At 71.5% G+C, this 24,655-nt stretch carries 12 protein-coding genes; 6 read left to right on the top strand and 6 right to left on the bottom strand.

The genetic code is table 11. From position 1 onward, the window contains the following. Positions 1 to 2: 2 nt before the first annotated feature. The 6 genes from AB0I23_RS28935 to AB0I23_RS28960 all read left to right on the top strand — a co-directional run bounded on the left by AB0I23_RS28935 (position 3) and on the right by AB0I23_RS28960 (position 18,603). Entirely contained in the window at positions 3 to 5,711 is a 5,709-nt protein-coding gene (locus AB0I23_RS28935; protein ID WP_359113614.1) for an SDR family NAD(P)-dependent oxidoreductase, read from the top strand. Further along, on the top strand, positions 5,711 to 6,457 hold the full coding sequence (gene fabG, locus AB0I23_RS28940; RefSeq protein WP_359113616.1) for a 3-oxoacyl-ACP reductase FabG: 747 nt from the start codon (positions 5,711 to 5,713) through the stop codon (positions 6,455 to 6,457). The genes AB0I23_RS28935 and fabG overlap by 1 nt, the downstream gene beginning before the upstream one ends. A gap of 114 nt (positions 6,458 to 6,571) precedes the next feature. Next, positions 6,572 to 15,907 (top strand): amino acid adenylation domain-containing protein, encoded by a 9,336-nt coding sequence (locus AB0I23_RS28945; protein ID WP_359113618.1) that lies wholly within the window; start codon positions 6,572 to 6,574, stop codon positions 15,905 to 15,907. A gap of 70 nt (positions 15,908 to 15,977) precedes the next feature. Then, a complete protein-coding gene (locus AB0I23_RS28950) occupies positions 15,978 to 17,168 on the top strand; it encodes a cytochrome P450 (protein ID WP_359113620.1) in 1,191 nt (396 codons plus the stop codon). A 26-nt stretch (positions 17,169 to 17,194) separates the two neighbouring features. Beyond that, positions 17,195 to 17,398 carry an MbtH family protein gene (locus AB0I23_RS28955; RefSeq protein WP_359113622.1) on the top strand — a complete coding sequence of 68 codons (204 nt, stop codon included), beginning with the start codon at positions 17,195 to 17,197 and terminating at the stop codon, positions 17,396 to 17,398. Next, positions 17,395 to 18,603: an MFS transporter gene (locus AB0I23_RS28960; protein ID WP_359113624.1), complete on the top strand. Its 1,209-nt coding sequence runs from the start codon at positions 17,395 to 17,397 to the stop codon at positions 18,601 to 18,603. The genes AB0I23_RS28955 and AB0I23_RS28960 overlap by 4 nt, the downstream gene beginning before the upstream one ends. A gap of 60 nt (positions 18,604 to 18,663) precedes the next feature. Here the strand turns inward: AB0I23_RS28960 and AB0I23_RS28965 are convergent, their stop codons facing one another. From AB0I23_RS28965 to AB0I23_RS28990, 6 genes are all read right to left on the bottom strand, one after another. Continuing rightward, positions 18,664 to 18,903 carry a beta-ketoacyl synthase N-terminal-like domain-containing protein gene (locus AB0I23_RS28965; protein ID WP_359113626.1) on the bottom strand — a complete coding sequence of 80 codons (240 nt, stop codon included), beginning with the start codon at positions 18,901 to 18,903 and terminating at the stop codon, positions 18,664 to 18,666. A 304-nt stretch (positions 18,904 to 19,207) separates the two neighbouring features. Continuing rightward, a complete protein-coding gene (locus AB0I23_RS28970; protein ID WP_359113628.1) occupies positions 19,208 to 20,140 on the bottom strand; it encodes an urease accessory protein UreD in 933 nt (310 codons plus the stop codon). Beyond that, positions 20,137 to 20,832: an urease accessory protein UreG gene (ureG, locus tag AB0I23_RS28975; RefSeq protein WP_359113630.1), complete on the bottom strand. Its 696-nt coding sequence runs from the start codon at positions 20,830 to 20,832 to the stop codon at positions 20,137 to 20,139. The genes AB0I23_RS28970 and ureG overlap by 4 nt, the downstream gene beginning before the upstream one ends. Before the next feature lie 25 nt (positions 20,833 to 20,857). Beyond that, on the bottom strand, positions 20,858 to 21,532 hold the full coding sequence (locus AB0I23_RS28980) for an urease accessory protein UreF (protein WP_359113632.1): 675 nt from the start codon (positions 21,530 to 21,532) through the stop codon (positions 20,858 to 20,860). 71 nt (positions 21,533 to 21,603) lie between these two features. Then, positions 21,604 to 23,436 (bottom strand): urease subunit alpha, encoded by a 1,833-nt coding sequence (locus AB0I23_RS28985; protein WP_359113634.1) that lies wholly within the window; start codon positions 23,434 to 23,436, stop codon positions 21,604 to 21,606. Next, the gene (locus AB0I23_RS28990) at positions 23,420 to 24,082 is read right to left on the bottom strand and encodes an urease subunit gamma (RefSeq protein WP_359113636.1); all 663 of its coding nucleotides are present in this window, start codon (positions 24,080 to 24,082) and stop codon (positions 23,420 to 23,422) included. Before AB0I23_RS28990 ends, AB0I23_RS28985 begins: the two co-directional genes overlap by 17 nt. Between the last annotated feature and the right edge of the window lie 573 nt (positions 24,083 to 24,655).

Genomic DNA, 24,655 nt, shown 5'->3' on the forward strand with positions numbered 1-24,655 from the left:
ACGTGTCAGAGCCAGGACACGACCAGGAACGAGAGCAGGAGCGGGACGGGGACCGGGACCTCGACCGTATAGCCGTCATCGGCATGGCAGGCCGCTTCCCGGGCTCCCCCGACATCGAGACTTTCTGGTCCAACCTCGAACAGGGCCGGGAGGGCATCACCACCTTCTCCGACAGCGAACTGATCGCTGGTGGCGTCGACCCGGCACTGCTGGAGCGAGACGACTATGTCAGGGCCAAGGGGTTCCTGGAGGACGCCGACCTGTTCGACGAGGGCTTCTTCGGCTACAGCCCCCGCGAGGCCGAGATCATGGACCCGCAGCACCGGGTCTTCCTCGAATGCGCCTGGCAGGCCCTGGAGTCGGCCGGCGTCGATCCCCACCGCTTCGACGGTCGGATCGGCGTCTTCGCCGGGGCCGGCTTCAACTCGTACCTGTTGTTCAACCTGATGAACAACCAGCCGGTCCTGGACTCGGCCGGCATGTACCAGATCCTGCTCAGCGGCGACAAGGACTTCCTGGCCACCCGGACCTCGTACAAGCTCGACCTCAAGGGGCCCAGCGTCACCGTCCAGACCGCCTGCTCCACCTCACTGACCGCAGTGCACATGGCCTCCCAGAGCCTGCTCAACGGCGAGTGCGACATCGCCGTGGCCGGCGGTGTGTCGGTCTCCGCGCCGCTGCGCAGCGGCTACGTGTACGAGCCCGGCGGCATCCTGTCACCCGACGGGCGGTGCCGCGCCTTCGACGCCCAGGCGTCCGGAACCGTCGCCGGCAACGGCGTGGGCGTGGTGGTGCTGCGCCGCCTCGCCGACGCCCGGCACGGCGGCGACATCGTCGACGCCGTCATCCTGGCCACCGCCGTCAACAACGACGGCTCCCTGAAGGCCGGTTACACCGCACCCAGCGTCGACGGCCAAGCCGAGGTCATCGCCGAGGCGCTGGCCCTGGCCGACGTGGACCCGGCCACCGTCGGCTACGTCGAGACCCACGGCACGGGCACCCCGCTCGGCGACCCCATCGAGATCGCCGCCCTCACCCGGGCGTTCCGGGACGGCACCGACGACCAGGGCTACTGTGCGATCGGCTCTGTGAAGAGCAACGTCGGCCACCTGGACGCCGCGGCCGGCGTCACCGGCCTGATCAAGGCCGCCCTCGCGCTGGAACGGCAGGCCATCCCGCCGACCCTGCACTGCGACCGGCCCAGCCCCGACCTCGCCCTGGACACCAGCCCGTTCTACGTCAACACCGGGCTGCGCCCGTGGCCCCGCACGGACGAACCGCGCCGGGCCGGCGTCAGCTCCTTCGGGATCGGCGGCACCAACGTGCACGTCGTCCTGGAGGAGGCACCGGCCGCTGCCACGGCCGGCCAGGCTCCCGGCCGTCCGCTGCGGCTGCTGGCGCTGTCGGGGAAGACCGCCCCGGCACTGGCCGACAACGCGCGCCGCCTGGCCGACCACCTCGAACGCCACCCGGACACCGACCTCGACGACGCCGCCTACACCCTGGCCTGCCGCAGGCACGCCTTCGACCACCGCGCCACCGTGGTCTGCCGCGGTCACGAGGACGCCGTGGCGGCGCTGCGCGACCTCGCCGAGGTCGCACCCGCGCCGGCGTCCACCGAGCGGGCCCCGGTCGCCTTCCTGTTCCCCGGTCAGGGCACCCAGTACGTGGGCATGGGCCGCGAGCTGTACGCCCGTGAACCGGTGTTCGCCGCGGAGTTCGACCGGTGCGCCGACCTGTTCGCCGAGCACCTGGGCCAGGACCTGCGGACCCTGGTCTTCGCCCCCGACGGCGACCCCGAGGCCACCGCCCGACTCACCCGCACCGAGTTCGCCCAGGCAGCCCTCTTCTGCGTCGAGTACGCGCTCGCCCGGCTGTGGTCCTCCTGGGGCGTGACACCGCAGGCCATGGCGGGACACAGCATCGGCGAGTTCGTCGCCGCCTGTCTGGCCGGGGTGTTCTCCCTGCCGGACGCGGTGCGCCTGGTCGCCGCTCGCGGCCGTCTGGTGCAGGCGATGCCCGAAGGCGCCATGCTCACCGTCTTCCTGCCCGAGGCCGAGACCGCCGGGTGGCTGGAGGAGGGACTGTCGGTCGCGGCCGTCAACTCCACCGCCCTCACCGTGGTCTCCGGCAGCGAGCAGGCGATCGACGGTCTGGAAGCACGGCTGAAGGCCGCCGCTGTTGCCTGCCGCCGGCTGCACACCTCGCACGCCTTCCACTCGCCCGACATGGCCGGCGCCGTCGAGCCCTTCACCGACGAGGTGCGCAAGGCCGCCCTGCGGGCCCCGGAGATCCCGTTCCTGTCCAACGTCACCGGCACCTGGATCACCGACGAGCAGGCCACCAGCCCCGAGTACTGGGGCACCCAGCTGCGGCAGCCGGTCCGGTTCCGCGACGCCCTCGACGTCCTGTTCGCCGACCCGGCCCTGGTGCCCCTGGAGGTCGGCCCCGGGCAGACCCTGGCCAACTTCATCCGCGCCCACCGCTCCTGGACCGCCGGCCGGACCGTTGCCGGCTCGCTGCCGCACCCCGGTGACCGCACCGACGAGGGCACCCTCCTGCTGGCGAACCTGGGTGCTCTGTGGAGTGCGGGGGCCGTCGTGGACTGGGCGGCCTTCCACGCCGACGAGCGCCGACGCCCGGTGCGGCTGCCCGGCTACGCCTTCCAGCGGCAGCGCTACTGGGTGGAGCCCGACCAGCGGACCACGGCACGTGCGAAGGCACCCGTGGCCGCCTCTCCGGCCGACTGGTTCTCCAGCCCCGGCTGGAAACGCCTGCCGTTCACGCCGCAGCCGCAGAACGGCACCCCCGGAGCCGCCTGGGTGCTGCTCGGGGCCGAGCTTCCCCTCGGGCGCGCGCTGGCCGCACGGCTGACGGCCGCGGGCGAGCGCGTCGTCCCGGTCACCGCCGGCGACGCGCCGGGCGAGGACGCCGACGGCGGGTGGACCGCCGATCCGGCCGACCGCGAGCACCTGGCCGCGCTCCTGCGGTCCCCGGCCGTCCAGGAGGTCGAGGAAGGTCAGCAGGTCCACCTGGTGCACCTCTGGAGCGCGGGGACCGCCCCGGACGACGGCCCGCTGACCGAGCAGCGACTGGACGCCGCACGGCGGCTCGGCTTCGACAGCCTGATCGCCCTCGGCCAGGCCATCGCCGACGCACGCCCCGAGGTCCCGGTGACCCTCGACGTCCTGTGCCGCGGCGTGTTCGCCGTCACCGGGGACGAACCGCTGCAGCCGGAGAACGCCACCGTGCTGGGCGCCTGCACGGTGATCCCGCAGGAGACACCCGGCACCGCCTGCCGCACCTTGGACATCACCGGCGCCGACCCCCACGACCCGCACGACGGCCTGGTCCGGGCCGTGCACGCCGCGCTGACGTCGCCCCGTGACGAGCCCGAACTCGCGCTGCGCGGCCGGCACTGGTGGCGTCGAGACTTCGACCGGGTGACGCTGGACGACGCCGACCGCACCGGCCTGCGCGACGGTGGCGGCTACCTGATCACCGGCGGCCTGGGCGGCATCGGCCTGGCGATGGCCGAACACATCGCCCTCACCGCGTCCCGGCCGGTGCTCGGCCTGCTCGGTCGCTCCCCGTTCCCCACCGAGGACACCTGGGACGCCTGGCTCTCCGACCACGACAAGCAGGACCCGGTCAGCATCCGCATCCGCCGGCTGCGGCACCTGGCTGAGCTGGGCGCCCGCGTCGTCGTCCTGCAGGCCGACGTCACCGACGAGGCACAGACCGCCCGTGCCGCCCAACAGGTGCGCGACCTGGCAGGCGCTCTGCACGGCGTCGTGCATGCCGCGGGCCGGCCCTCCCAGGGCATGATCCTCACCAAGTCCCGCGCCGACGCCGACGACGTGCTCGCCGCCAAGACGCGCGGCACCCTGGTGCTGGACCGCGTCTGCCGCGACGACCGGCTGGACTTCCTGCTGCTGTGCTCCTCCGTCACCGCCCTGCTGGGCGGCCCCGGCCAGAGCGACTACGCGGCGGCCAACGCCTTCCTGGACGCGTTCGCCCAGTTCAAGCGGCAGGAGAGCGGCACTGCGGTCACGGCCGTGGGCTGGGACACCTGGCGCGATGTCGGCATGGCCGCCGGGCTGCCGGACCGGTTCGGTACCGGCGCCACCGGCTCCGCGACCGGGCACCCACTGCTGCAGCGCCTGGTGCACGACAGCCCCGACTCGCGCACCTACGTGACCACGCTCAGCACCGCGGACCACTGGATCGTGGGCGACCACCGCATCATGGGCCACGGACTCGTGCCCGGCACCGCCTACCTGGAACTGGTGCGGGCCGCAGTCGCCGAGCAGGCCGACGGCCGCACCATCGAGATCGCCGACGTGCAGTACCTCACCCCGGTCGTCGTTCCCGACGGGCAGACCCGTGAGGTGTTCACCATCGTCGAGGAGCGCGACGGCCAGTGGCGGTTCGCGGTGCGCAGCCGCAACGGCGGTCCGGGCGCGGCGGCCTGGACCGACCACGTCCTGGGGTCCCTGGCCTTCCACGACCGCGGCCCCGACACCGTGCGGGACCTGGCCGCGCTCGCCGCCGACTGCGGCGTCACCCGCGTCCTGGACACCCCCGAGACGATCCAGGAGGGCCTGCGGCTGGACCGGTTCCAGCGCGGCGGGCCGATCGAGTTCTCCTTCGGCCCCCGCTGGGACTGCATGCACCGGATCGAGGCCGGCCCGCAGCAGCTGTTCGCCACCCTCGGGCTCGGCCCCGAGCACGAGGCCGACCTCGACGACTACCTGCTGCACCCCGCGCTGCTCGACGCCGTCGGCGGAACCGCCCGTATCTATGCCACGGACACGTACTACCTGCCCTTCAGCTACCGCAGCCTGCGCGTCCACCACGGCCTGACCCCCACCATCCACTGCCACGCACAGCTCAAGGAGTCCACCGACGCCACGGGCGAGACGATGACCTGCGACTTCGAGGTCCTCGACCCGGAGGGCCGGGTGCTGGTCGAGATCACGGACTTCACGATCAAGCGGATCAACGACCTCGACGGCCTGCGCGAACAGATTGTCCGCTCCGCCGCGCCGCCCGCCGAAGCCGGCTCCGACAGCGTGGACGCCGCCGACAGCGTCCTGCGGATCCTCGGCGAGGGCATCGGCGAGCAGCAGGGCCAGGACGCCTTCGCCCGCATCCTGGCCGCTTCGGACCGGCCCGGCCACCTGCTGGTCTGCCACCGCGACGTGGCGGAACTGCGCGATCTGGCCCGCTCCCTGACGCCCGAGCTGCTGGCCCAGGAGATGGAGCAGTTCGCCGCACCCGGCTCCGTCCACCCGCGCCCCGACCTGGCCACCCCCTACGTCGCCCCGCGCACCGAGCGGGAACAGGCCGTCGCCGCCATCTGGTGCGACATCCTCGGCCTGGAACGGGTCGGCGTCGACGACGACTTCTTCGCCCTGGGCGGCCACTCGCTGGCCGCGGTCCAGATCGGCACCCGGATCAAGAGCTTGCTCGGCGTCGAACTCGACCTGCGGGCGTTCTTCGACCACCCCACCGTCGCGCACAGCGTCACCCTGCTGGCCGCCGGACCGGGCGGACAGGGGCCCGAGGACGTCATCGAGATCCTCGCCCGCGACGACCAGGGTACGGACCCGGCCGCGGCCGACGAGCTGTCTGAGCTGTCCGAACTGTCCGACGAGGAAGTGGAAGCGCAGTTGCGCGCCCTGCTGGCCGCCGAGGGAGAGCACTGATGAACGGATCGCAGGCCCCGGTGGCACTCGTCACGGGCGGCTCCCGGGGCATCGGCCGGTCGATCGCGCTGCGGCTGGCCCAGGACGGCTTCGACATCGCGCTGTGCTACGCCTCCTCCGACGACGCCGCCCGGGAGCTCGAGAAGGAGATCACCGGGCTCGGCCGCCGCACCTGCGTCCGCCGCGCCGACGTCAGCGACCCTGCCGCCGTGGACGCGCTGGTCGAGGAGGCCGAGAACGCGCTCGGCCCGCTCGACGCGGTCATCGCCTCGGCCGCGGTGCTGCGGGACAACCCGCTGATCGCGATGGAGGACGAGGACTGGCACGACGTGCTGCGCACCAACCTCGACGGTGTCTACCACGTCTGCCGATCCGTCATCGAAGGCATGGTCGGACGCCGCCGCGGCACCATCGTCACGCTGTCCTCGATCGCCGGCATCCACGGGAACGCAGGACAGACCAACTACGCCGCCTCCAAGGCGGGGATCATCGGCTTCACCACCTCGCTGGCGCGTGAGGTGGGCCGGTACGGGATCCGCGCGAACGTGGTGGCACCCGGCTTCATCACCACCGACCCGGTGCGGAGCCTTCCGAAAGACCTGCAGGACGACTTCGCCCGGCGCACCGCGCTCGGCCGGTTCGGCCGCCCGGAAGAGGTCGCCGACCTTGTCTCCTACCTGGTGTCGGACCGCGCCGGCTACATCACCGGCAGCACCTTCCGGATCGACGGCGGCATGACCGGCTGACTCCCGAGAAGCCCGGAACCCCTCGAGAAAAACCGACGCACAGGCACAAGCACGATGGCAAGAACTCCTCGCTGCGGAGTCCGCCGCCGAGACCAACGATCAGGAGACTGGCGCATGACCGATATCGACCTGACCAGCCTCACTCCGGAGCAGAAGCGCGCGCTTCTGGCGGAGCGGTTGCGGCGCAAGGGTGGCGAGGGGCCGCCGGCGCGCAAGCGGCGGTTCATCGCCTCGTTCCCCCAGCAGCGCATGTGGTTCCTGGACCAGCTCAACCCGGGTAGCGCCGCCTACAACATCCCGGCGGCGGTGCGCGTGCGCGGCCCGCTCGACGTGGAGGTCTGGCGCCGGTGCCTCGCCGAGATCGTCCGCAGGCACGAGTCGCTGCGCACCACGTTCGACGAGGTCGACGGCGAGCCCGTGCAGGTCGTGCACGACTCCGGTGAGCTGGAGCTGACCGTCGTGGAGTGCGGGCACCTGCACGGCCCCGACGGCGAGGCGGGCATCAGGGAGCTGGCGCGCCAGGAGTTCGCCCGCCCCTTCGACCTGGGCAGCGGGCCGCTCATGCGGATGAAGTTCCTGCGCCTGGCCGCCGACGAGCACGTCCTGCTGCTCACCATGCACCACATCGTCGCCGACCTGTGGTCCACGTCGGTGCTCTTCGGCGAGCTGGCCACCCTGTACCAGAGCTACCTCGGCGGCAGCGAGCCCGAACTGCCCGAGCTGCCCGTCCAGTACGCCGACTACGCGGCCTGGCAGCGCAAGAAGCTCGCGGGCCCGGGGTTCGCGGACGAGGTCGAGCACTGGAAGAAGACGCTCCAGGGCGCCGCGCCGATCCTCGAACTGCCCACCGACCGGCCGCGGCCTGCCGTACTGAGCACGGCAGGCGGTTCACGTCCCTTCGAGCTGTCCGCCTCGGTGATGAACGAGGTGCGCGAGCTGAGTCGGCGCACCGGCGTCACCCCGTTCATGACCCTGCTCGCCGCCTACGTCGTCCTGCTGCACCGCTACAGCAGGCAGGAGGACGTCGTCGTCGGCGTGCCGGTGGCCAACCGCGGGCAGTCCCAGGTCGAACGGCTCATCGGCTACTTCGTCAACACGCTCGCGATCCGCAACGACGTGTCCGGCAATCCGACGTTCAGCGAGCTGCTCGGCCGGGTGCGCCAGGCGGCCCTCGACGCCTTCGCCCACCAGGAGGTGCCGTTCGAGCGGCTGGTGGAGGAGCTGGCCCCGGAGCGGGACCTGTCGCGCTCGCCCATCTTCCAGGTGTCGTTCGTCTTCCAGAACATCCCGGTGCCCCAGATCGACGTCGGCGGGCTGCGCTTCGAGCTGATGGAGGTGGCGAGCTCCACGGCACGCTTCGACCTCGAACTGCAGGTGTTCGAGCAGGGTGACGCGCTCGGCGGCTGGTTCGAGTACAACAAGGAGCTGTTCGACGCGGCCACGATCGACCGCATGGGCGGTCACCTGAAGGTGCTGCTGGACAATCTGCTCGCCGACCCGGAGCAGCCGGTCCTGGACGTCGCGCTGCTGACCGGGGACGAGGAGCACGAACAGCACAGGGAGCGGGAGGACACCCGCAACGAGTGGCCCGACCGGCTGCTCACCCATCAGCGCATCGAGCAGCAGGCGGTACTGCGCCCGGACGCCGAGGCGGTGTACTGCCAGGGGGAGGGGCTCACCTACGCCCAGCTCGACGCGTCAGCGAACCGGCTGGCCCGCAGGCTGAAGAGCCTCGGCGTCGGGCGCGACGTGATGGTCGGTGTCTGCCTGGAGCGCTCGATCGACATGGTCGTCGCGGTGCTGGCCGTGCTGAAGGCGGGCGGCGCCTACGTGCCCATCGACCCGAAGCTGCCCAGCGACCGTGTGGCGTTCATGATCGAGGACGCCGGGCTACCCGTCGTGATCACCCAGAGTTCGGTGGCGCCGAGCCTGCCGGAGTCCGGGGCCGCGACGCTGTGCGTGGACGAGCTGCGCGAGGAGATCGCCGCCGAGTCCGCCGAGGTCCTCGGCGAGCCGGTCGAGGGCGAGGACCTCGCCTACGTGATCTACACCTCGGGCTCGACCGGGCGCCCGAAGGGCGTCCAACTGCCGCACCGCGCGCTGCGCAACCTCTTCTGGGCCATGAAGCAGTGGCCGGGCATCGACGCCGACGACAGCCTGATCGCGGTCACCACGCTCTCGTTCGACATCGCGACGCTGGAGCTGCTGCTGCCGCTGGTCGAGGGCGCCCGTGTGGTGCTCGCCACCCGGGAGGTGGCCACCGACGGCAAGCTGCTGGCCGAGGAGATGATCGCCACCGGCGCGACCATGATGCAGGCGACCCCGTCCACGTGGCGGATGCTGCTCGACGCCGGCTGGCCGGGCCGCCCGGGCCTGCGCGGGCTGATCTGCGGCGAGGCGCTGCCCCCCGACCTGGCGCGGCGCCTGCTGGCCAAGGGCGTGGACCTGTGGAACATGTACGGCCCGAGCGAGACCACGATCTACTCGCTGGGCACCCGGATCGTGGACGACACGATCACCATCGGCAGGCCGATCGCCAACACCGAGGTGCACATCCTCGACCCCGAGGGCCGTCCGGTGCCGCCGGGCGTCCCCGGTGAGCTGTGCATCGGCGGCGCCGGGCTGGCGCGCGGCTACATCAACCGGCCGGAGCTGACGGCGCGACAGTTCATCGCCAACCCGTTCGAGTCCGACCTTGCCGACCGTCTGTACCGCACCGGCGACCTGGTGCGGCGCCGGGTGGACGGCACCGTCGACTACCTCGGCCGGATCGACCACCAGGTGAAGCTGCGCGGCTACCGGATCGAGCTCGGCGAGATCGAGTCGGTGCTGATGTGGCAGGAGCAGGTGCGGGACTCGGTCGTCGTGGTCCGCGAGGACCAGCCGGGCGACCAGCGGCTGGTCGCCTACCTGGTGACGGACCCGGCGGCCGGTCCGGCCGACGAGCTGCGCCGCCGACTGCGGGCCGCGCTGGCCGAGAAGCTTCCCGACTACATGGTCCCGTCCGCGTTGGTGTTCCTCGACGCGCTGCCTCGGACCCCGAGCGGCAAGACCGACCGCGGCGCGCTGCCCGCGCCCGAGCCGGGGCAGGAGAGCCGCGCGGCGGCGGCCTACGCCGCGCCCCGTGACGCCGAGGAGAAGGCCCTGTGCGACCTGTTCGCCCAGGTGCTGGGCGTGGCCAGGGTGGGCATCGACGACGGCTTCTTCGCCCTCGGCGGGCACTCGCTGCTCGCCACCCGGCTGGTGGCCAGGATCCGCGCCACGCTCGGCGCCGAGATACCGGTGCGCGCTCTGTTCGAGAAGCAGACCGTCGCCGGGCTGGCCGAACTGCTGCGGCAGGGCGGCGGCGACGCGCGGCCCGCGCTCGTCCCGATGACCCGTCCCGACCCGCTGCCGCTGTCGTTCTCCCAGCGACGGCTGTGGTTCCTGCACCAGATGGAGGGCCCCTCGCCCACCTACAACCTCCCGGTGGTGCTGCGTCTGACCGGCGCGCTGGACGTGGACTGCCTGCGGGCCGCCCTCGCCGACGTCGTCGCCCGCCACGAGGCGCTGCGGACCGTCTACCCGGACACGGGCACGGCGTGCCAGCAGGTTCTCGACCCCGGTCAGGCGCGGCCCGAGCTGCCGGTGACCGAGGTCGACGACGCCGGCCTGAACGACGCGGTGGCCGCCGCGGTCCGGTACTCTTTCGACCTGACCCGGGAAATCCCGCTGCACGCGGAGCTGTTCACGGTCGGCGCCGACACGCACGTGCTGGCCGTCGTCGTCCACCACATCGCGGCGGACGGCTGGTCGCTGGCACCGCTGCGGCACGATCTGGCGACCGCCTACCGGGCCCGGCTGGCCGGCCACGCACCCGACTGGGCGCCGCTGCCCGTGCAGTACGCCGACTACACCCTGTGGCAGCGCCAGTACCTCGGCGCCGAGGGCGACCCCGAGAGCGCATGGTCGCGCCAGTTGGACTACTGGAGCGACGCGCTGGACGGCCTGCCGGAGCGGATCGCCCTTCCGGTCGACCGGCCGCACCCGGCCGAGGCGTCCCACGACGGGGACACGATCACCTTCCGGTGGGACGTGGACCTGCACGAGGGGCTGGCGCGCCTGGCGCGCGGCTGCGACGTCAGCATGTTCATGGTGCTCGACGCGGCGCTGGCGGTGCTGCTCGGCCGCCTCGGTGCCGGTGCGGACATCCCCATCGGTGTGGCGACCGCGGGACGCGACGACCAGGCCACCGAGAACCTGATCGGCTTCTTCGCCAACACCCTTGTGCTGCGCACCCGGACATCGGACCGCCAGACGTTCCGTGAACTGCTCGGCGCGGTGCGCGAACACACCCTCGAGGCGCTCGCGCACGGGGACATCCCGTTCGAGGCCCTCGTGGACGGCCTGCGGCCGACCCGGTCGATGTCGCACCACCCGCTCGTCCAGGTCATGCTGTCCTGGCAGAGCGTGACCGAGGAGACCCTGGACCTGCCCGGCGTCGAGACGGCGCCGATGGTGATGGGCACCGGCACGGCGAGGATGGACCTGGTCTTCCTGCTGCACGAGCGCCTGGCGGGCGACGGCACGCCGGCCGGCATCGAGGGGGGCATCGAGTACAACGCCGACGTCTTCGACCCGGAGACGGTGCGCACCATGGTGCGCAGGCTGCGCCAGGTGCTGCTGGCGATGATCACCGACCCGGACCGGCCGATCGGCGACGTCGACCTGCTGACCCCGGCCGAGCGGCACCGCGTGCTGACGGAGTGGAACGGCATCGACGGCGAGGTGCCCACGGCCGGGCTGCCCGAGCTGTTCGCGGCGCAGGCGGCCCGCACCCCGGACGCCGTCGCGGTCAGCTGCGGCGACGAGCGGCTGACCTACGGCGAACTCGCCGTGGCAACCGACCGGCTGGCCGTGCGGCTGCGCGAGCTGGGGATCGGCGCCGACGGCGGCGAGGACGCGGTCTGCCTGCTGATGGAGCGCTCCGTGCGGCTGCCCGTGGCGATCCTGGCCGTGATCAAGGCAGGCGGCGTGTACGTGCCGCTGGACGCCCGCTACCCCGAGTCCCGCATGCGGCTGATCATGGCCGACACCGGGGCGAGCGTGCTCCTCGTGGACGGGAAGGGACGAGAACACCCCACCGTCGACGGGATGCGGGTGCTCGACGTGGCCGCCGAACTGTCCGCCGCGGACGGTGCGGCGGACGCCGCCCGCGCCCTCGCGCCGACGGGCGGACCTGACCGGGCCGCCTACATCATGTACACCTCCGGCTCCACCGGCCGGCCCAAGGGCGTGATGGTCACCCAGGGGAACGTGGCGAGCCTCGCCGCCGACCACCAGTGGCGCGGCGGCAACCACACCCGCGTACTGATGCACTCCCCGTCCGCGTTCGACGCCTCCACCTACGAGCTGTGGGTGCCGCTGCTGTCAGGCGCAGAGGTGGTCGTCGCACCGGCCGGCGAACTCGACCCCGACACGCTGGTGCGCACCATCCGCGAGCACCGGGTCACCGCCGCGTTCTTCACGACCGCCCTGTTCAACCTGCTGGTCGAGCGCGACGCCACGGCGCTGGCCGGGCTGCGCGAGGTGATGGCCGGCGGCGAGGCCCATGCGCCCCTCGTGTTCGCCAAGGCGCAGGCCGCGTGTCCCGAGACCGAGTTCTTCAACATCTACGGGCCGACGGAGACGACGACGTTCGTCGTGCTGCAGAACACCCGCGAGGTGGCCGACGGCACCCTGCCGATCGGCACGCCGATGGACGACACCCGCGCCTATGTGCTCGACGAGGCGCTGCGGCCGGTGCCGGCCGGTGTGCCCGGCGAGCTGTACCTCGCCGGTTCGGGCCTGGCCCGCGGCTACCTCGGTCAGCCGGGGCTGACCGCGCAGCGGTTCGTCGCCTGCCCGCTGGGCGCGCCGGGCGAACGGATGTACCGGACCGGTGACCTGGTCCGCTGGAACGCGGACGGGCAGCTCGTGTACGTCGGCCGGACCGACGACCAGGTCAAGATCCGCGGCTTCCGGATCGAACCGGACGAGATCAAGAGCACGCTCGGCGCGCACCCGGCCGTGGCGGACGCCGCCGTGGTGGTGCGTCACAAGCCCTCCGGCGGCAAGCAGCTCGTCGGTTACGCGGTGCTCGCCGACGGCGCGCACGCCGATCCCGCCGAGTTGCGCTCGTTCGTGGCCGAACGGCTGCCGCAGTACATGGTGCCGGTCGTGGTGATGGTGCTCGACGCGTTCCCGATGACCGGCAACGGCAAGATCGACCGCCGCGCGCTGCCCGCGCCGGACCTCGGTACCCGGTCCCGGCCGGCGGAGACGTCGGCCGAGGAGACCCTCTGCTCCGTGTTCGCCGAAATACTCGGGGCGCCCGAGGTCGGCGCCGAGGCAGGCTTCTTCGACCTGGGCGGGGACAGCATCCAGGCCACTCAGCTGGTCGCGCAGGCCCGCACGGCCGGGCTGGTGTTCACCGTCCGGGACGTGTTCACCCACCAGACGGTGGAGGGCATCGCCCGGGTGGCGAGGCCCGTCGGCGAGGACACCGGTGCCGACGTCGCGGACGTCGGCACCGGCGAGATCCCGCTGCTGCCCGTCGTGGAACGGCAGCGGCAGCTGGGCGGCTCGCCGGCCGGCTTCGACCTGTCCGCGACCGTCGGCCTGCCGTCCGAGGTGGACGAGGACCGGCTGATCGCGGCGCTGCAGGCAGTGGTCGACCGGCACGACGCGCTGCGCACCCGGCTGGTGACCACACCCGACGGGCAGTGGTCGCTGCACGCGGACGAGCCCGGCGCGGTGCGGGTCGCGGACGTCCTGCGCCGTGTGGACACCAGCGCCCTGGCCGACGCCGACGCGCGATCGCTCATCGCCGAGGAGACCGCCGCCGCCAAGCAGCGGCTCGACCCGGCCCGGGGAGCGATGCTCCAGCCCGTCTGGTTCGACGCCGGGGCCGGGCGCGCGGGCAGGCTGCTGCTCGCCGTTCACCACCTCGCCGTCGACGGTGTGTCGTGGCGGATCCTGCTGACCGACCTCGCCGCCGCGTGGAACGCGGTGACCGCCGGTCGCGAGCCGTTCCTCGCGCCGGTGGCGACATCGCTGCGCGGCTGGGCGGCCCGGGTGGCCTCCGCCGAGGGCATCGCCCGGCACCGCGCCGAACTGCCGGTGTGGCAGGGAGTCCTGCGCGATGCCACACCGCTGGTGGCCGGGGAACTGGACGCCGACCGTGACGTCACCGGCACCGAGGGGCGGCTGTCGGTCGCCCTGCCGGCCGAGGACACCACACCGCTGGTCGGGCAGGTGCCCGCGGTGTTCCGCAGTGGCATCCAGGACGTACTGCTGACCGCCTTCGGGCTCGCCCTCGGGCGGTGGCGCGAGCGCCGGTCCGGCAAGGCCGGCGCGGACGGCGGCCCGGTGGTGCTGGACGTGGAGAGCCACGGCAGGCACGAGCACCTGTTCGACGACGTCGACCTGTCCCGCACGGTGGGCTGGTTCACCAGCGTCCACCCGGTCCGCCTCGACTGCGGCGCGCTGCCCTGGGACGAGGTGACCGGCGCGGGCGGCGAACTGGCGGACGCGGTAGCGCGCACCGGCAAGCAACTGCGGGCGATTCCGGACCGCGGCCTCGGCTACGGGGTGCTGCGCTACCTCGACCCGGAGACCGGGCCGCTGCTCGCGTCGCTGCCCGCACCGCAGGTGCTGTTCAACTACCTCGGCCGGGTGCCCGTCACCGACGAGGAGACGCCGTGGCTGCCGCTGCGGGACGACACCGCGCCCGGCGCCACCGGCGCCCGGCCGTTGCCCTACCCGCTCGAGGTGAACGCCGTCACCCAGGACGGCCCGGACGGCCCACAGCTGGTGGCCAACTGGAGCTGGGCCACGTCGCTGCTCGCCGAGGACGAGGTCCGCGAGCTCGCGGACGCCTGGTTCGACGCGCTGCGCGCCCTCGCCCGGTGCGCCCGCGCGGTCGAGACCGGCGCCGTCGAGCTGGTCCGCGACGACGACGAGCACGCCGCGGCCGTCAGCGCGGCCGACCTGCTGCACGCGCCGATCCCCAAGGCCGACCGAGGCGACGGCGCCGGGCTGTCCTTCGGGCAGCTGGAGTTCCTGCTCCAGCCGGTGGGCCCCAACCACGCGCACCACGGCGTCATCACCGCGTTCCGCATGCGCGGCGAGCTCGACGCCGCCGCGCTGCGCCGCAGCCTGGACGACCTGGTGCAGCGGCACGACATCCTGCGCACCCGCTACGTCCAGCGGGGCTCGGCGACCCTGCAGTTCGCCGACGGCAGGCCCGCGTGGCCGATCGAAACGGTCGACCTGCGCGCGCACCAGGGGCAGGCCCAGCGCGAGAAGCTGCGCGAGCTGCTCACCGGGGAGACCGAGCGGCCGTTCCGCATCGAGGACGGGAACCTGGTCCGCGGTCTGCTCGTGCAACTCTCCGACCAGGAACACGCGCTGGTCCTCGTGGCCCACCACATCCTGGTGGACCACTGGGGTTTCCTCGTGATCATCAACGAGCTGTCGGAGCTGTACGCGGCCCACTCGGCGGCGCGGCAGCCGCAACTGCCCGACGTGATGGTCCAGCACCTGGACTACGCGGCGTGGGAGCAGGGGCTGCTGACCAGCGGCGCACTCGACGAGCACGTCGAGCACTGGCGCAAGGAGCTCGACGGCGCGGCGCGCACGCTCGACTTCGACGCGCCGGCGCACCAGCTGGACGACTTCGTCGAGGGCTACAGCCACGGCGTCGTGATCGGCACGGAGGTCATGTCGGCGGTGAAGGAGGCCGCCCGCCGCGAGGGCGTGACCCTGTACATGATGCTGATGTCGGCGTTCCATCTGCTGCTGCACAGCTACTCGGGCGCGACGGACATCGCGGTGAGCCACCCGCTGGCCGGCCGCGAACGGCCGGAGACCAAGGGCATGGTCGGCCCGTTCATCAACGTCATCCTGAACCGGTCGCGGATGGCGGACGACCCGACTGTCCACGAGCTGATCCAGCAGGTCCTGCAGAACGAGCTCGACGCGTACTCGCACCAGAACGTGCCGCTGCGCGCGCTGGTGAACGACGGCATCATCGGGGACGGCAACCAGCTGCCCCTGCGCGTGATGCTCAACCTGCTCGGCGTGCCGAGCGACGAGCTGGCCCTGGACAGGCTCGAAGTGGCGCCGCTGGACGTGCAGTTCGGCGACGAGAGCCCGATCCCGGGGCTGATCCTCGCGATCGAGCCGCACAACGTCGACCTCTACCTGGTGGCCCGCGAGGTCGAGGGCGAGCTGCGCGGCCTGTGGGTGTACCAGCCGGACTACATCGCGCCGCCGGTCATGGGCGCGCTGGTGCGCCAGTGGCCGCGGGTGCTGGAACTCGTAGCGCAGCAGCCGGAGCTGACGGTCTCGCAGTTGCGCGAGCGTCTGTGGGCCGGGCCCGCGGAGGCCGAACACGCGGAAGGGGCCGACGAGGGCGCCGGCCGATAGCCGGCCCCGACCTGTCCGCATCAATCACCAAAGCCGTCGTCCAGAACGACGGCGGAACGTAAGGAAGAACATGACTGAGAACACCTGTCCCATCACCAACGGGCTGCCGACCCTCCGGGAGCGGCCCTTCGACCCGCCGCAGGCGCTGCGCGCCCAGGGCCCGATCGGCCGGATGACCTTCCCCGACGGATACGAGGGTTGGCTCGTCACCGACTACCAGCTGGGCCGGGACATCCTGTCCGACAAGCGGTTCAGCTCGGCCCCGACCAACAAGCACCTGGCGTTCCCGTCAGACCGCTCCGCGGACCTCGGAGCGGACATCCCGGGCCTGTTCGAGCACATGGACCCGCCGGAGCACACCCGGTTCCGCAAGCGGCTGGCCGGCCAGTTCACGCTGCGCCGGATGCGGCAGCTCACCCCGCGGATCGAGGAGATCACAGCGCAGTACGCCGAGGCGATGTTCCACAAGGGATCGCCCGCGGACCTGGTCGCGGACTACTCGGTGCCGGTGTCCTCGCAGGTGATCTGCGAGCTGCTCGGTGTGCCGTTCACCGACCGGGACCGCTTCGAGGCCAACTCGGAGAAGCTGCTGCGCCTGGACATCGAACCGCAGGAGGCGCAGGCGGCGCTGATGGACCTGGTCGACCTCACCGGCCAGCTGCTCATGCGCAAGAAGGCCGAACCGGCCGACGACGTGCTGAGCGTGCTGGTGGAGGGGGAGGACATCAGCCTCCCGGAGGCGATCGGCGCCACCCTGCTGCTGCTCGTCGCCGGACACGAGACCACCGCGAACATGCTCTCGCTCGGCACACACGCGCTGCTGAGCAACCCGGACCAGATGGACCTGCTGCGCGCGGACGAGTCGCTCGTCGAGGGCGCGGTCGAGGAGCTGCTGCGCTACCTCACCATCGTGCACGTGGGCGTGCAGCGCACCGCCACCGAGGACATCGAGATCGGCGGCGTGACCCTCCCCAAGGGCGAGACCGTGCTGATCCACCTCCCCACCGCGAACCGCGACCCGAAGCAGTTCACCGACCCGGACCGGCTCGATGTCACCCAGGGCCAGCTCGGCCACCTCACCTTCAGCCACGGAATCCACCAGTGCCTCGGGCAGCAGCTGGCGCGCCTGGAGCTGCGCATCGGCTACACCACACTGCTCCGGCGCTTCCCGGACCTGCGCCTCGCCGGGAACCCGGACGAGATCCCGATGCGCTCCAACATGACCGTCTACGGCGTGCACCAGCTGCCGGTGGCGTGGTAATCAGCCGCTGCGGCGAGGAGAGGGCGATGCTACATCCGTTCGACGACCCCGACAGGGTCTACCAGGTTCTGGTCAACGAGAAACAGCAGCACAGCCTCTGGCCACGCGATGTCCGCGTGCCTGCCGGCTGGTCGCCGGTGTTCGGTCCGGACACGCGGGAGGCCTGCGTCGGCTACGTCGAGGCCCACTGGACGGAGATGCGCCCGGCCTCGGTGCGGGCGGCTCGGTGACGACGGCGCCGGCGCAACGCTCGCCCCTGCGGAGCTGGCAGTTCCGCAGGGTCATCGCTGCGGAGTTCATCTCCTCGGTCGGCACCCAGATGACGACGCTGGCGTTGCCGTGGTTCGTCCTGATGACCAGCGGCTCACCGGCGCGGATGGGGCTGGTGTTCGTCATCCAGATCCTGCCGGTGCCGCTGTTGGCCATGCCTGCGGGGCTGCTCGTGGCCCGGTGGGGGGCCCGCCGCGTCACGATCGCCGGAGACATCGCCAACACGGTGCTGCTGGCGGCCGTGCCCACCCTGTACTTCGCGGGCATGCTGCCGTTCTGGGCGCTGCTGGTGATCGTGGCCCTCGTCGGTTGCGTCGCGTCGGCTTACCTGTCCGCGCAACGCATGCTGCTGACCGAGGCCATCGGCTCGGACGAGGGCACCGTCACCGCGGGCAACGCCCTGTTCGAGACGGCGACCTCGACGGCGCGGCTGGTCGGCCCCGCGATCGCCGGCTTCCTGATCGCCCAGTTCGGCGCGCTCACCGTGCTGTGGGTCGACGCGGCCTCGTTCGCGGTGTCGGCTGCGCTGCTGACCGGGCTGCCGCGCCGCGAGGCGGCGCCGGAGCCGTTGTCGGCGAACAGAATGGCGGAGGGCGTGCGCTACCTGTTCCGGGACCCGCTGCTGCGAACGATGTCGCTCGCCGCGCTCGGGTACGGCACGCTCATGCCCGTCGTGCTGCTCGCGTTGCCGGTCATGGCCAGGAGCCGCTACGACGCCAACCCCCATGTGGCCGGCTTGCTGCTGGCCGCGTGGGGCGGTGGCACCGCGTTGGGCACCGTGGTGGTCGCCCGGCTCGCGCGCCGGATCTCACCGACCCGTTTCGCGGCGTACGGCGGTGTGGGCGCGGCGGTCGTGCTGTGGTTGCTGCCATGGGACCAGCCGGCCACCACGGCGGCGCTGACGGTGGCGGCCAGCTGCATGTTCCTGCCCGGGGTGACCGCGCCCGCCGTCGCGTTGCTGACATTGCGGCCGCCGGAGCACCTGCGCCCGCACGTGCTTCCGGTGTTCGGCGCCGCTGTTTTCGTGGCGAGCCCGATCGCCTACGCGGTGGCGGGCGTGCTGTTCGAGCACCTCGCGGTGAGCACGGTGCTCGTGGCGGTTGCCGTAGGGGCGAGCCTGTGCGCCCTGGTGCTGGTGAACCTGGCCCGCCGCCCGGCCGACTGATCCGCGCCCCCAAGGAGAAGCGCCCGCCTGGTGGCGGGCGCGGCGTGGTGGTGTCCGCATTCACCGGTGGCCTTGTTCGGACTCGAACCCCCTTACGTACCCGCCGACATCGGTCCAGGTGCGGTCGAGGTGGTCGTCCACCGAGCCCATGACCCAGTGGTGCGGCAGCCGCCACCGGCTGTCCAGGATGGCCGAGAGGCTGGTGCGGCCCCCGGCGATGTTGTCCCGGAACGTGCCCGGATCGAGCGCGTCAGACAGCACACAGCCCAGGCCGACGACGGCGATCGGTTCGAATTCCATGCAGATCTCACTTCACGGCAGGGCGGGGCCGGTTCGGAGGGGCCGGGGCTCAGGAGGGGCGGCGGACGAGTTCCACGCCGAGCAGTTCCAGACGGACGGCTCCGCCGGCGTCGCATCGCAGTGCGCCTCCGTGCTGTGAACCTTCCGGCCTCGCAGTACACACCGCACGGTGCCGTCCACCGGGCCGCGCCGGTGCACCCTGCGCTCTGCGATGGCCATCGGAAGCGTCGCCGCATGGAGTACCTCCTGTGCCCAGACCAGGGCGAGTTGGAGCCGCCGGCCATGGCCGGCCGGGTGCCGGATTTCATATAGTCTCCTGCGCGATCAGGGCGTGTGCGAGAGCCGTGTCGAGGATGCGGCGTAAGTGGGCCGGTGTAGGTGCGACGGCGGTGGCAAGCAGTGCCGGCCCGTTGGCGAGAGGGGTGAGGACGGCGCATCCCTCCTCCGGATCGTCACCGATGAGAAACGGCTTCTGGTCTGCAACTAGTTGGGGGTGCACGACGAGGAGTTGTCCGGCGGTGCGGTGCCCGCCCAGGACTGCAGGGCCGTCCCAGGCCGGCGCGGGGCCACCGTAGGCGGTGTGCTGGTCAAGGAGCAGTCGGCCGTCGCGCCGCACTGTCAGGCGGGTGGAGAGATGACCGGAGGGCTCCGCTGTGCGGCCGAGGAGCTGTTCCTCCCGCAACAGCAGACGGGAGGTGGAGGTGAGTTCCACGGTGTAGGACTGGTGCAGAGTGCTGCCTCGGGTGCTGATCAACGGCTTCGGCAGCCAGTTCACGGATGCGTCCTCGCCGACGGTGAGCCGGACGTCGTAGGTGGCGGGTGCGGTGGTGGCACCGCGCAGGGCGATGGTGGCGGCTGCCGTGGTCACCTCCAGTTCTGCTCGCGCTTCGGCCGCGATGTCGAGGGCGAGGCGGTCCCCGCCGAGCGGCGCGCTCATGGCCCCGATCACGCTGACCCGCGCCTGCCCGTCGCGGGTTCGCAGCCGGCGCAGGTGGAAGGGGCCGTCGCTGTGCAGGAACGGGAGCGTCGTGGCGCGGCCGTTGTGGGCGGCTCGGATACGGGCGGTGGCGCGGACGCCGGTGGGGTGAGGGACGGTCGGGTGGGTGCCGGGCGTGTGCGCCCGAACCGCACAGGGCGCCTCGACCGGCAGCCCGTTGTCCGTGGTGCCTCCTTCGGTCTTCGGTCGGGGCCCGGCCGGTGTCGGGGGCGCGGCCGGCAGTTGAGTGGTGCCGGTCACGCGGCGGCCCCGGCACGCCACGCGGTAAGTTGCCCGGTGATCCAGTCGGCGACCGGACGGATCCCGTCGGGCAAGGCGAGGCTGGTGAATGCGACCGGCAGAGCGCCGCGCTGCTTCTTCGCGTCGGCCGCCATGGTGTTCAGGTCGGCTCCGACATACGGCGCGAGGTCGGTTTTGTTGACCACGAGGAGGTCGGCAGTGGTGATGCCGGGACCGCCCTTGCGTGGGATGTCGTCGCCGCTGGCCACGTCGATCACGAACACTTGAGTGTCGACGAGTCCGCGCGAGAAGGTGGCGGTGAGGTTGTCTCCTCCGGACTCGATGAGGATCAGGTCCAGCGGATGCAGCGTCTGTTCCAACTGCTCGACGGCTTCGAGGTTGGCGGAGATGTCGTCGCGGATCGCGGTGTGCGGGCAGGCGCCGGTCTCCACGGCGGTGATCCGTTCCGGCGGCAGCACAGCCTCGCGGCGCAGGAACTCGGCATCCTCGCGTGTGTAGATGTCGTTGGTGACTACGGCGATGGACAACCGGTCCCGCAGCGCACGGCACAGCGCGGCGACGGTCGCAGTCTTGCCTGAGCCTACGGGCCCGCCGAGCCCGACCCGCAGCGCGCGGCGGTTGCCGTCGGGGCGCACCGCATCGGCGCTGAAGGTGTAGCGGCGGGGCATGGTCGTGGGGTGGTCGAGGTGCATGGTGGCTCCAGCAGGAAGAGGCAGGTCAGGATGCGAAGAGGCGGAGGCTCCAGGCGGCGTGTTGCTCGCCGGTGATGTCCAGCAGCGGAGAGGACGCGGCGGGCAGCACGCCGGTACCGTCGGCGGCGACCCGATCCGCCGCGTCGGCTGCGGATCGGGCGACGTCGTCGAGTTCACCGGCGAGCCGTGCCAGTAGGGCGGTCGCGTCGAACGGGTCGAGGCTCAGCAGCCGTACCGCCGCGGTCGCCGGCCCGCTGACGTTCTCGTACGCGGCGCACTGCGCGACGTCGAACGGCGTCAGGCCGGCGGCGCGGGCCGCGACGCCGAGGACGACCGGCTGGTGCGCTCCCTGCGGCCGGTCGCGGGCGAGCCGCTCGAGGTCGGCTGAGGGCCAGGTGGCACGGGCCGCGCGCATCATCTGTCGGCCCAACCTGCGCGCGACCTGCCGCAGCGCGGGCATGGGCGTACGGGCGTCGGCGGCCTCGTCGAGGGCAAGGGGGTCGTGTCCGGTGGCCGCTGCGGCGGCGAGCCCGGCCGCCGTCAGCCCGGCGGTGTGCAGACGCCCCCGGCAGAACGCCTCCAGACTCGCAGTGTCGTACACGCTTTGAGAGGCGATCGCGGCCTCCATACCGCCGGAGTGGGCATGCCCACCGGCGGGAAAGCGTCCATCGGCCAGGACGAGCAGTGCAGCACGGCTCATGAGTTCAGCGGCCCGCCTTTCACAGGGACAGGCGGCCCGGCGAGAAGGCGCGGCCGGGCCGACGTGGGGGATCAGAACAGGAAGTACCGCTGAGCCATGGGGAGTTCGCTGGCGTAGTGCCGTCCGATCAGTTGCCCGTCCACCGTGGTGCGTACGTCCGCGGTGGTGGCACCGCCGATGGTGACGTCGAAGGTGTCGGGGTCGATGACGATCTCCGGCAGGCCGTCGTTGTGCACCATGTCGGCCTTGGTCACCTCGCGGGTGGACTTGATCGCGCGCAGCGGCTTGAGCAGGCCGATCCGGGACAACTCGCCGTCGACGGCCGGCTCCGAGACGAAGTTGAAGGAGTTGGCCTTCGGGGACCGGCCACTGAACCCCCACACCGGACGCGGCAGGAACGGCTGCGGCGTCGGAATCGAGGCGTTGGCGTCACCGACCTGCGCGTACGCGATCTGGCCTGCCTTGATGACCATGTGCGGTTTCACACCGAAGAACTTCGGTTCCCACAGCACCAGGTCGGCCAGTTTGCCCACCTCGACGGAACCGACCTCGTCGTCGATGCCGTGGGTGATGGCTGGGTTGATCGTGTACTTGGCGATGTAGCGCCGGGCCCGGAAGTTGTCCGCTTTGGCGTCGTCCTCGCACAGGTGTCCGTAGCGGGACTTCATGACGTGCGCGGTTTGCCAGGTCCGCATGATCATCTCACCGATGCGCCCCATGGCCTGCGCGTCGGAGGACATCATCGAGATGGCGCCCATGTCGTGCAGCAGGTCCTCGGCAGCCATGGTGGAGGGCCGGATCCGCGAGTCGGCGAACGCCATGTCCGCCTTGATCTCGGGGTTGAGGTGGTGACAGACGATCATCATGTCGACGTGTTCCTTGACGGTGTTGACCGTCAGGGGCCGGGTCGGATTCGTCGAGGCGGGCAGCACACTCGGCTCGCCCACCAAACTGATCATGTCGGGGGCATGACCGCCGCCGGCGCCTTCGACGTGGAAGACGTGCAAGCTGTGGTACTTGGTCTCCGTGGTTGTGCAGCGTTTCTTGGTCGCGGCGAGTGTGTGGCGCACGAACCCGGACTCGTTCAGCGAGTCGGCGTGCAGGGCGACCTGGACACCGGTCTCCTCGCAGACCCTCAGCGCCGCATCGATCACCGCGGGCGTGGCACCCCAGTCCTCGTGGATCTTGAAACCGAGGGCGCCGGCGGCGACCTGGTCGCGCAGCGCCTTCTCTGAGACCGTGCTGCCCTTGGCGAGCAGACCGATGTTGACCGGATAGGAGTCCAGTGCCTCGAACATCCGCTGGAGGTGCCACTTGCCGGGCGTCACCGTGGTGGCCGTACTGCCCTCCGCAGGCCCGGTGCCGCCGCCGATCAGCGTGGTCACACCCGACGCGAGGGCTTCGTGGATCTGCTCGGGGCACAGGAAGTGCACGTGGGTGTCGACGCCGCCCGCGGTCAGGATCCGTCCGTTGCCGGAGATCACCTCCGTCTCGGGCCCGACGACGAAGTCCGACGCACGTGCGTCGCTGGGGGGCGTCGGCGACATCGTCTCGGGGTTGTACGCCTTGCCGATCGCCTGGATCCGTCCGTCGCGCAGACCGACGTCGGCCTTCACCACGCCCCAGTGGTCCAGGATGAGCGCACCGGTGATCACCGTGTCCACCGGTGCGCGGGGATCGTCCCGCGGGACGTGCGACTGGCCCATCGACTCGCGGATCACCTTGCCGCCGCCGAAGATCATCTCGTCGCCGCTGCGGCCGGGCCCGCCGCACCAGTCCGCATCGATCCGGACGACGAGCTCGGTGTCGGCGAGCCGGACCCGGTCGCCGGCCGTCGGACCGTAGAGGTCGGCGTAATCGGACCGCTTCAACGGCCCCGGAGGCTGTTCAGTCTGACTGCTCATCGAGGTGCATCTCCTCTTCGCTCTTCCCGGCCTGAAGTCCCCTGACGATGCGGTCCCCCGCGATGGGCACCAGCCACACGGTGTGCTTGTCACCGGGCTCGAAGCGTTCCGACGTCCCGGAGGGGATGTGCAGCCGCATGCCGCGTGCCACAACGCGGTCGAAGACGAGGCCATCGTTGACCTCGGCGAAGTGAAAGTGGGAGCCGACCTGGACCGGACGGTCCGAAGGGTTGCTCACGGGCAGTCCCACGGGCTCCTGGCCCTCGTTGAACACCACCGCGAATGCCTCGTCGTCCGGAAGAAGCTCCAGCTTGCCCGGATGGACGTCCACGTCCTCGGCCGGCTCGTCGAAGGGATCGTGAATGGTCACCAGCTTCGTCCCGTCCGGGAACGTCGCCTCGACCTGGACGCTGGCGATCATCTCCGGGACGCCTTCCATGACTTCGCTGCGCGTCAGCACATGGCGGCCGGATTCCATGATCGAGTCCACCGTCGCGCCGGCCCGTGCCTCTTCGTACACGTGCGTCGTCAACAGCGCCATGACCTCTGGATAGTTCAGCAGCAGCCCTCGCTCACGGCGCCGCTGGGCGACATCCGCCGCCACATGGACCAGCAGGCGTTCCTGCTCATGAGGAGTCAGGTGCATGCAGTCCTCCTTCCTGCTCATCGCTTGACCTGTGCGGCGAAGGCTCACGAGGGCAGCGTGATGCGTGCTGGTGTGCCGGATACCGCAGATTGATCTTCGACGGGGAAGGCAAGCGAGGTGAGAGTGAAACCCTTTATTGTCCCCAATTGGGTGAAATGGAATCATAAGTGAATATCTCTCGCCGAATGGTGCAGCCGGCCACGGGTCATGAACACGTTGGTGTGTGCCCGGGGCATGCATCCGTTGTCCACGCCGTGCACCGTCGGTTCCTTGGCGCGCCGGCCGCGTATACCCCGATATGCCCGGTGCTGACGTGTTTCGACTCGCCGCTGAGGTGCGCGCCGAAAGGGGTGCCTGACGGGCAACTGTCATGGTCAGGCGCCCTTTTTCTACGTCGAGAAGGGTGCGGTCAGCGGCCCCCGACGAGGACACTCGAACACCCGAATGGATAGGCCATGCCTTCAGAGAAGGGTGGCCCCGCCATGCGTTCACGCGCTGCTCGTGCTTCATGCCGCCGCGGCCTGCTCAGCCGTCCGTACGCGTAACCGCAGCGCTCAGCCCAGGAGGTCGTCC

Source organism: Streptomyces atratus (assembly GCF_040655115.1).
In the GTDB taxonomy this organism is placed as follows: domain Bacteria; phylum Actinomycetota; class Actinomycetes; order Streptomycetales; family Streptomycetaceae; genus Streptomyces; species Streptomyces atratus_D.

Bases quoted from the DNA above. Each gene is read 5' to 3' on its own strand.
- fabG (WP_359113616.1), top strand. From the start codon at position 5,711: ATGAACGGATCGCAGGCCCCGGTGGCACTCGTCACGGGCGGCTCCCGG.
- AB0I23_RS28945 (WP_359113618.1), top strand. From the start codon at position 6,572: ATGACCGATATCGACCTGACCAGCCTCACTCCGGAGCAGAAGCGCGCG.
- AB0I23_RS28950 (WP_359113620.1), top strand. From the start codon at position 15,978: ATGACTGAGAACACCTGTCCCATCACCAACGGGCTGCCGACCCTCCGG.
- AB0I23_RS28955 (WP_359113622.1), top strand. From the start codon at position 17,195: ATGCTACATCCGTTCGACGACCCCGACAGGGTCTACCAGGTTCTGGTC.
- AB0I23_RS28965 (WP_359113626.1), bottom strand. From the start codon at position 18,903: ATGGAATTCGAACCGATCGCCGTCGTCGGCCTGGGCTGTGTGCTGTCT.
- ureG (WP_359113630.1), bottom strand. From the start codon at position 20,832: ATGCACCTCGACCACCCCACGACCATGCCCCGCCGCTACACCTTCAGC.
- AB0I23_RS28980 (WP_359113632.1), bottom strand. From the start codon at position 21,532: ATGAGCCGTGCTGCACTGCTCGTCCTGGCCGATGGACGCTTTCCCGCC.
- AB0I23_RS28985 (WP_359113634.1), bottom strand. From the start codon at position 23,436: ATGAGCAGTCAGACTGAACAGCCTCCGGGGCCGTTGAAGCGGTCCGAT.
- AB0I23_RS28990 (WP_359113636.1), bottom strand. From the start codon at position 24,082: ATGCACCTGACTCCTCATGAGCAGGAACGCCTGCTGGTCCATGTGGCG.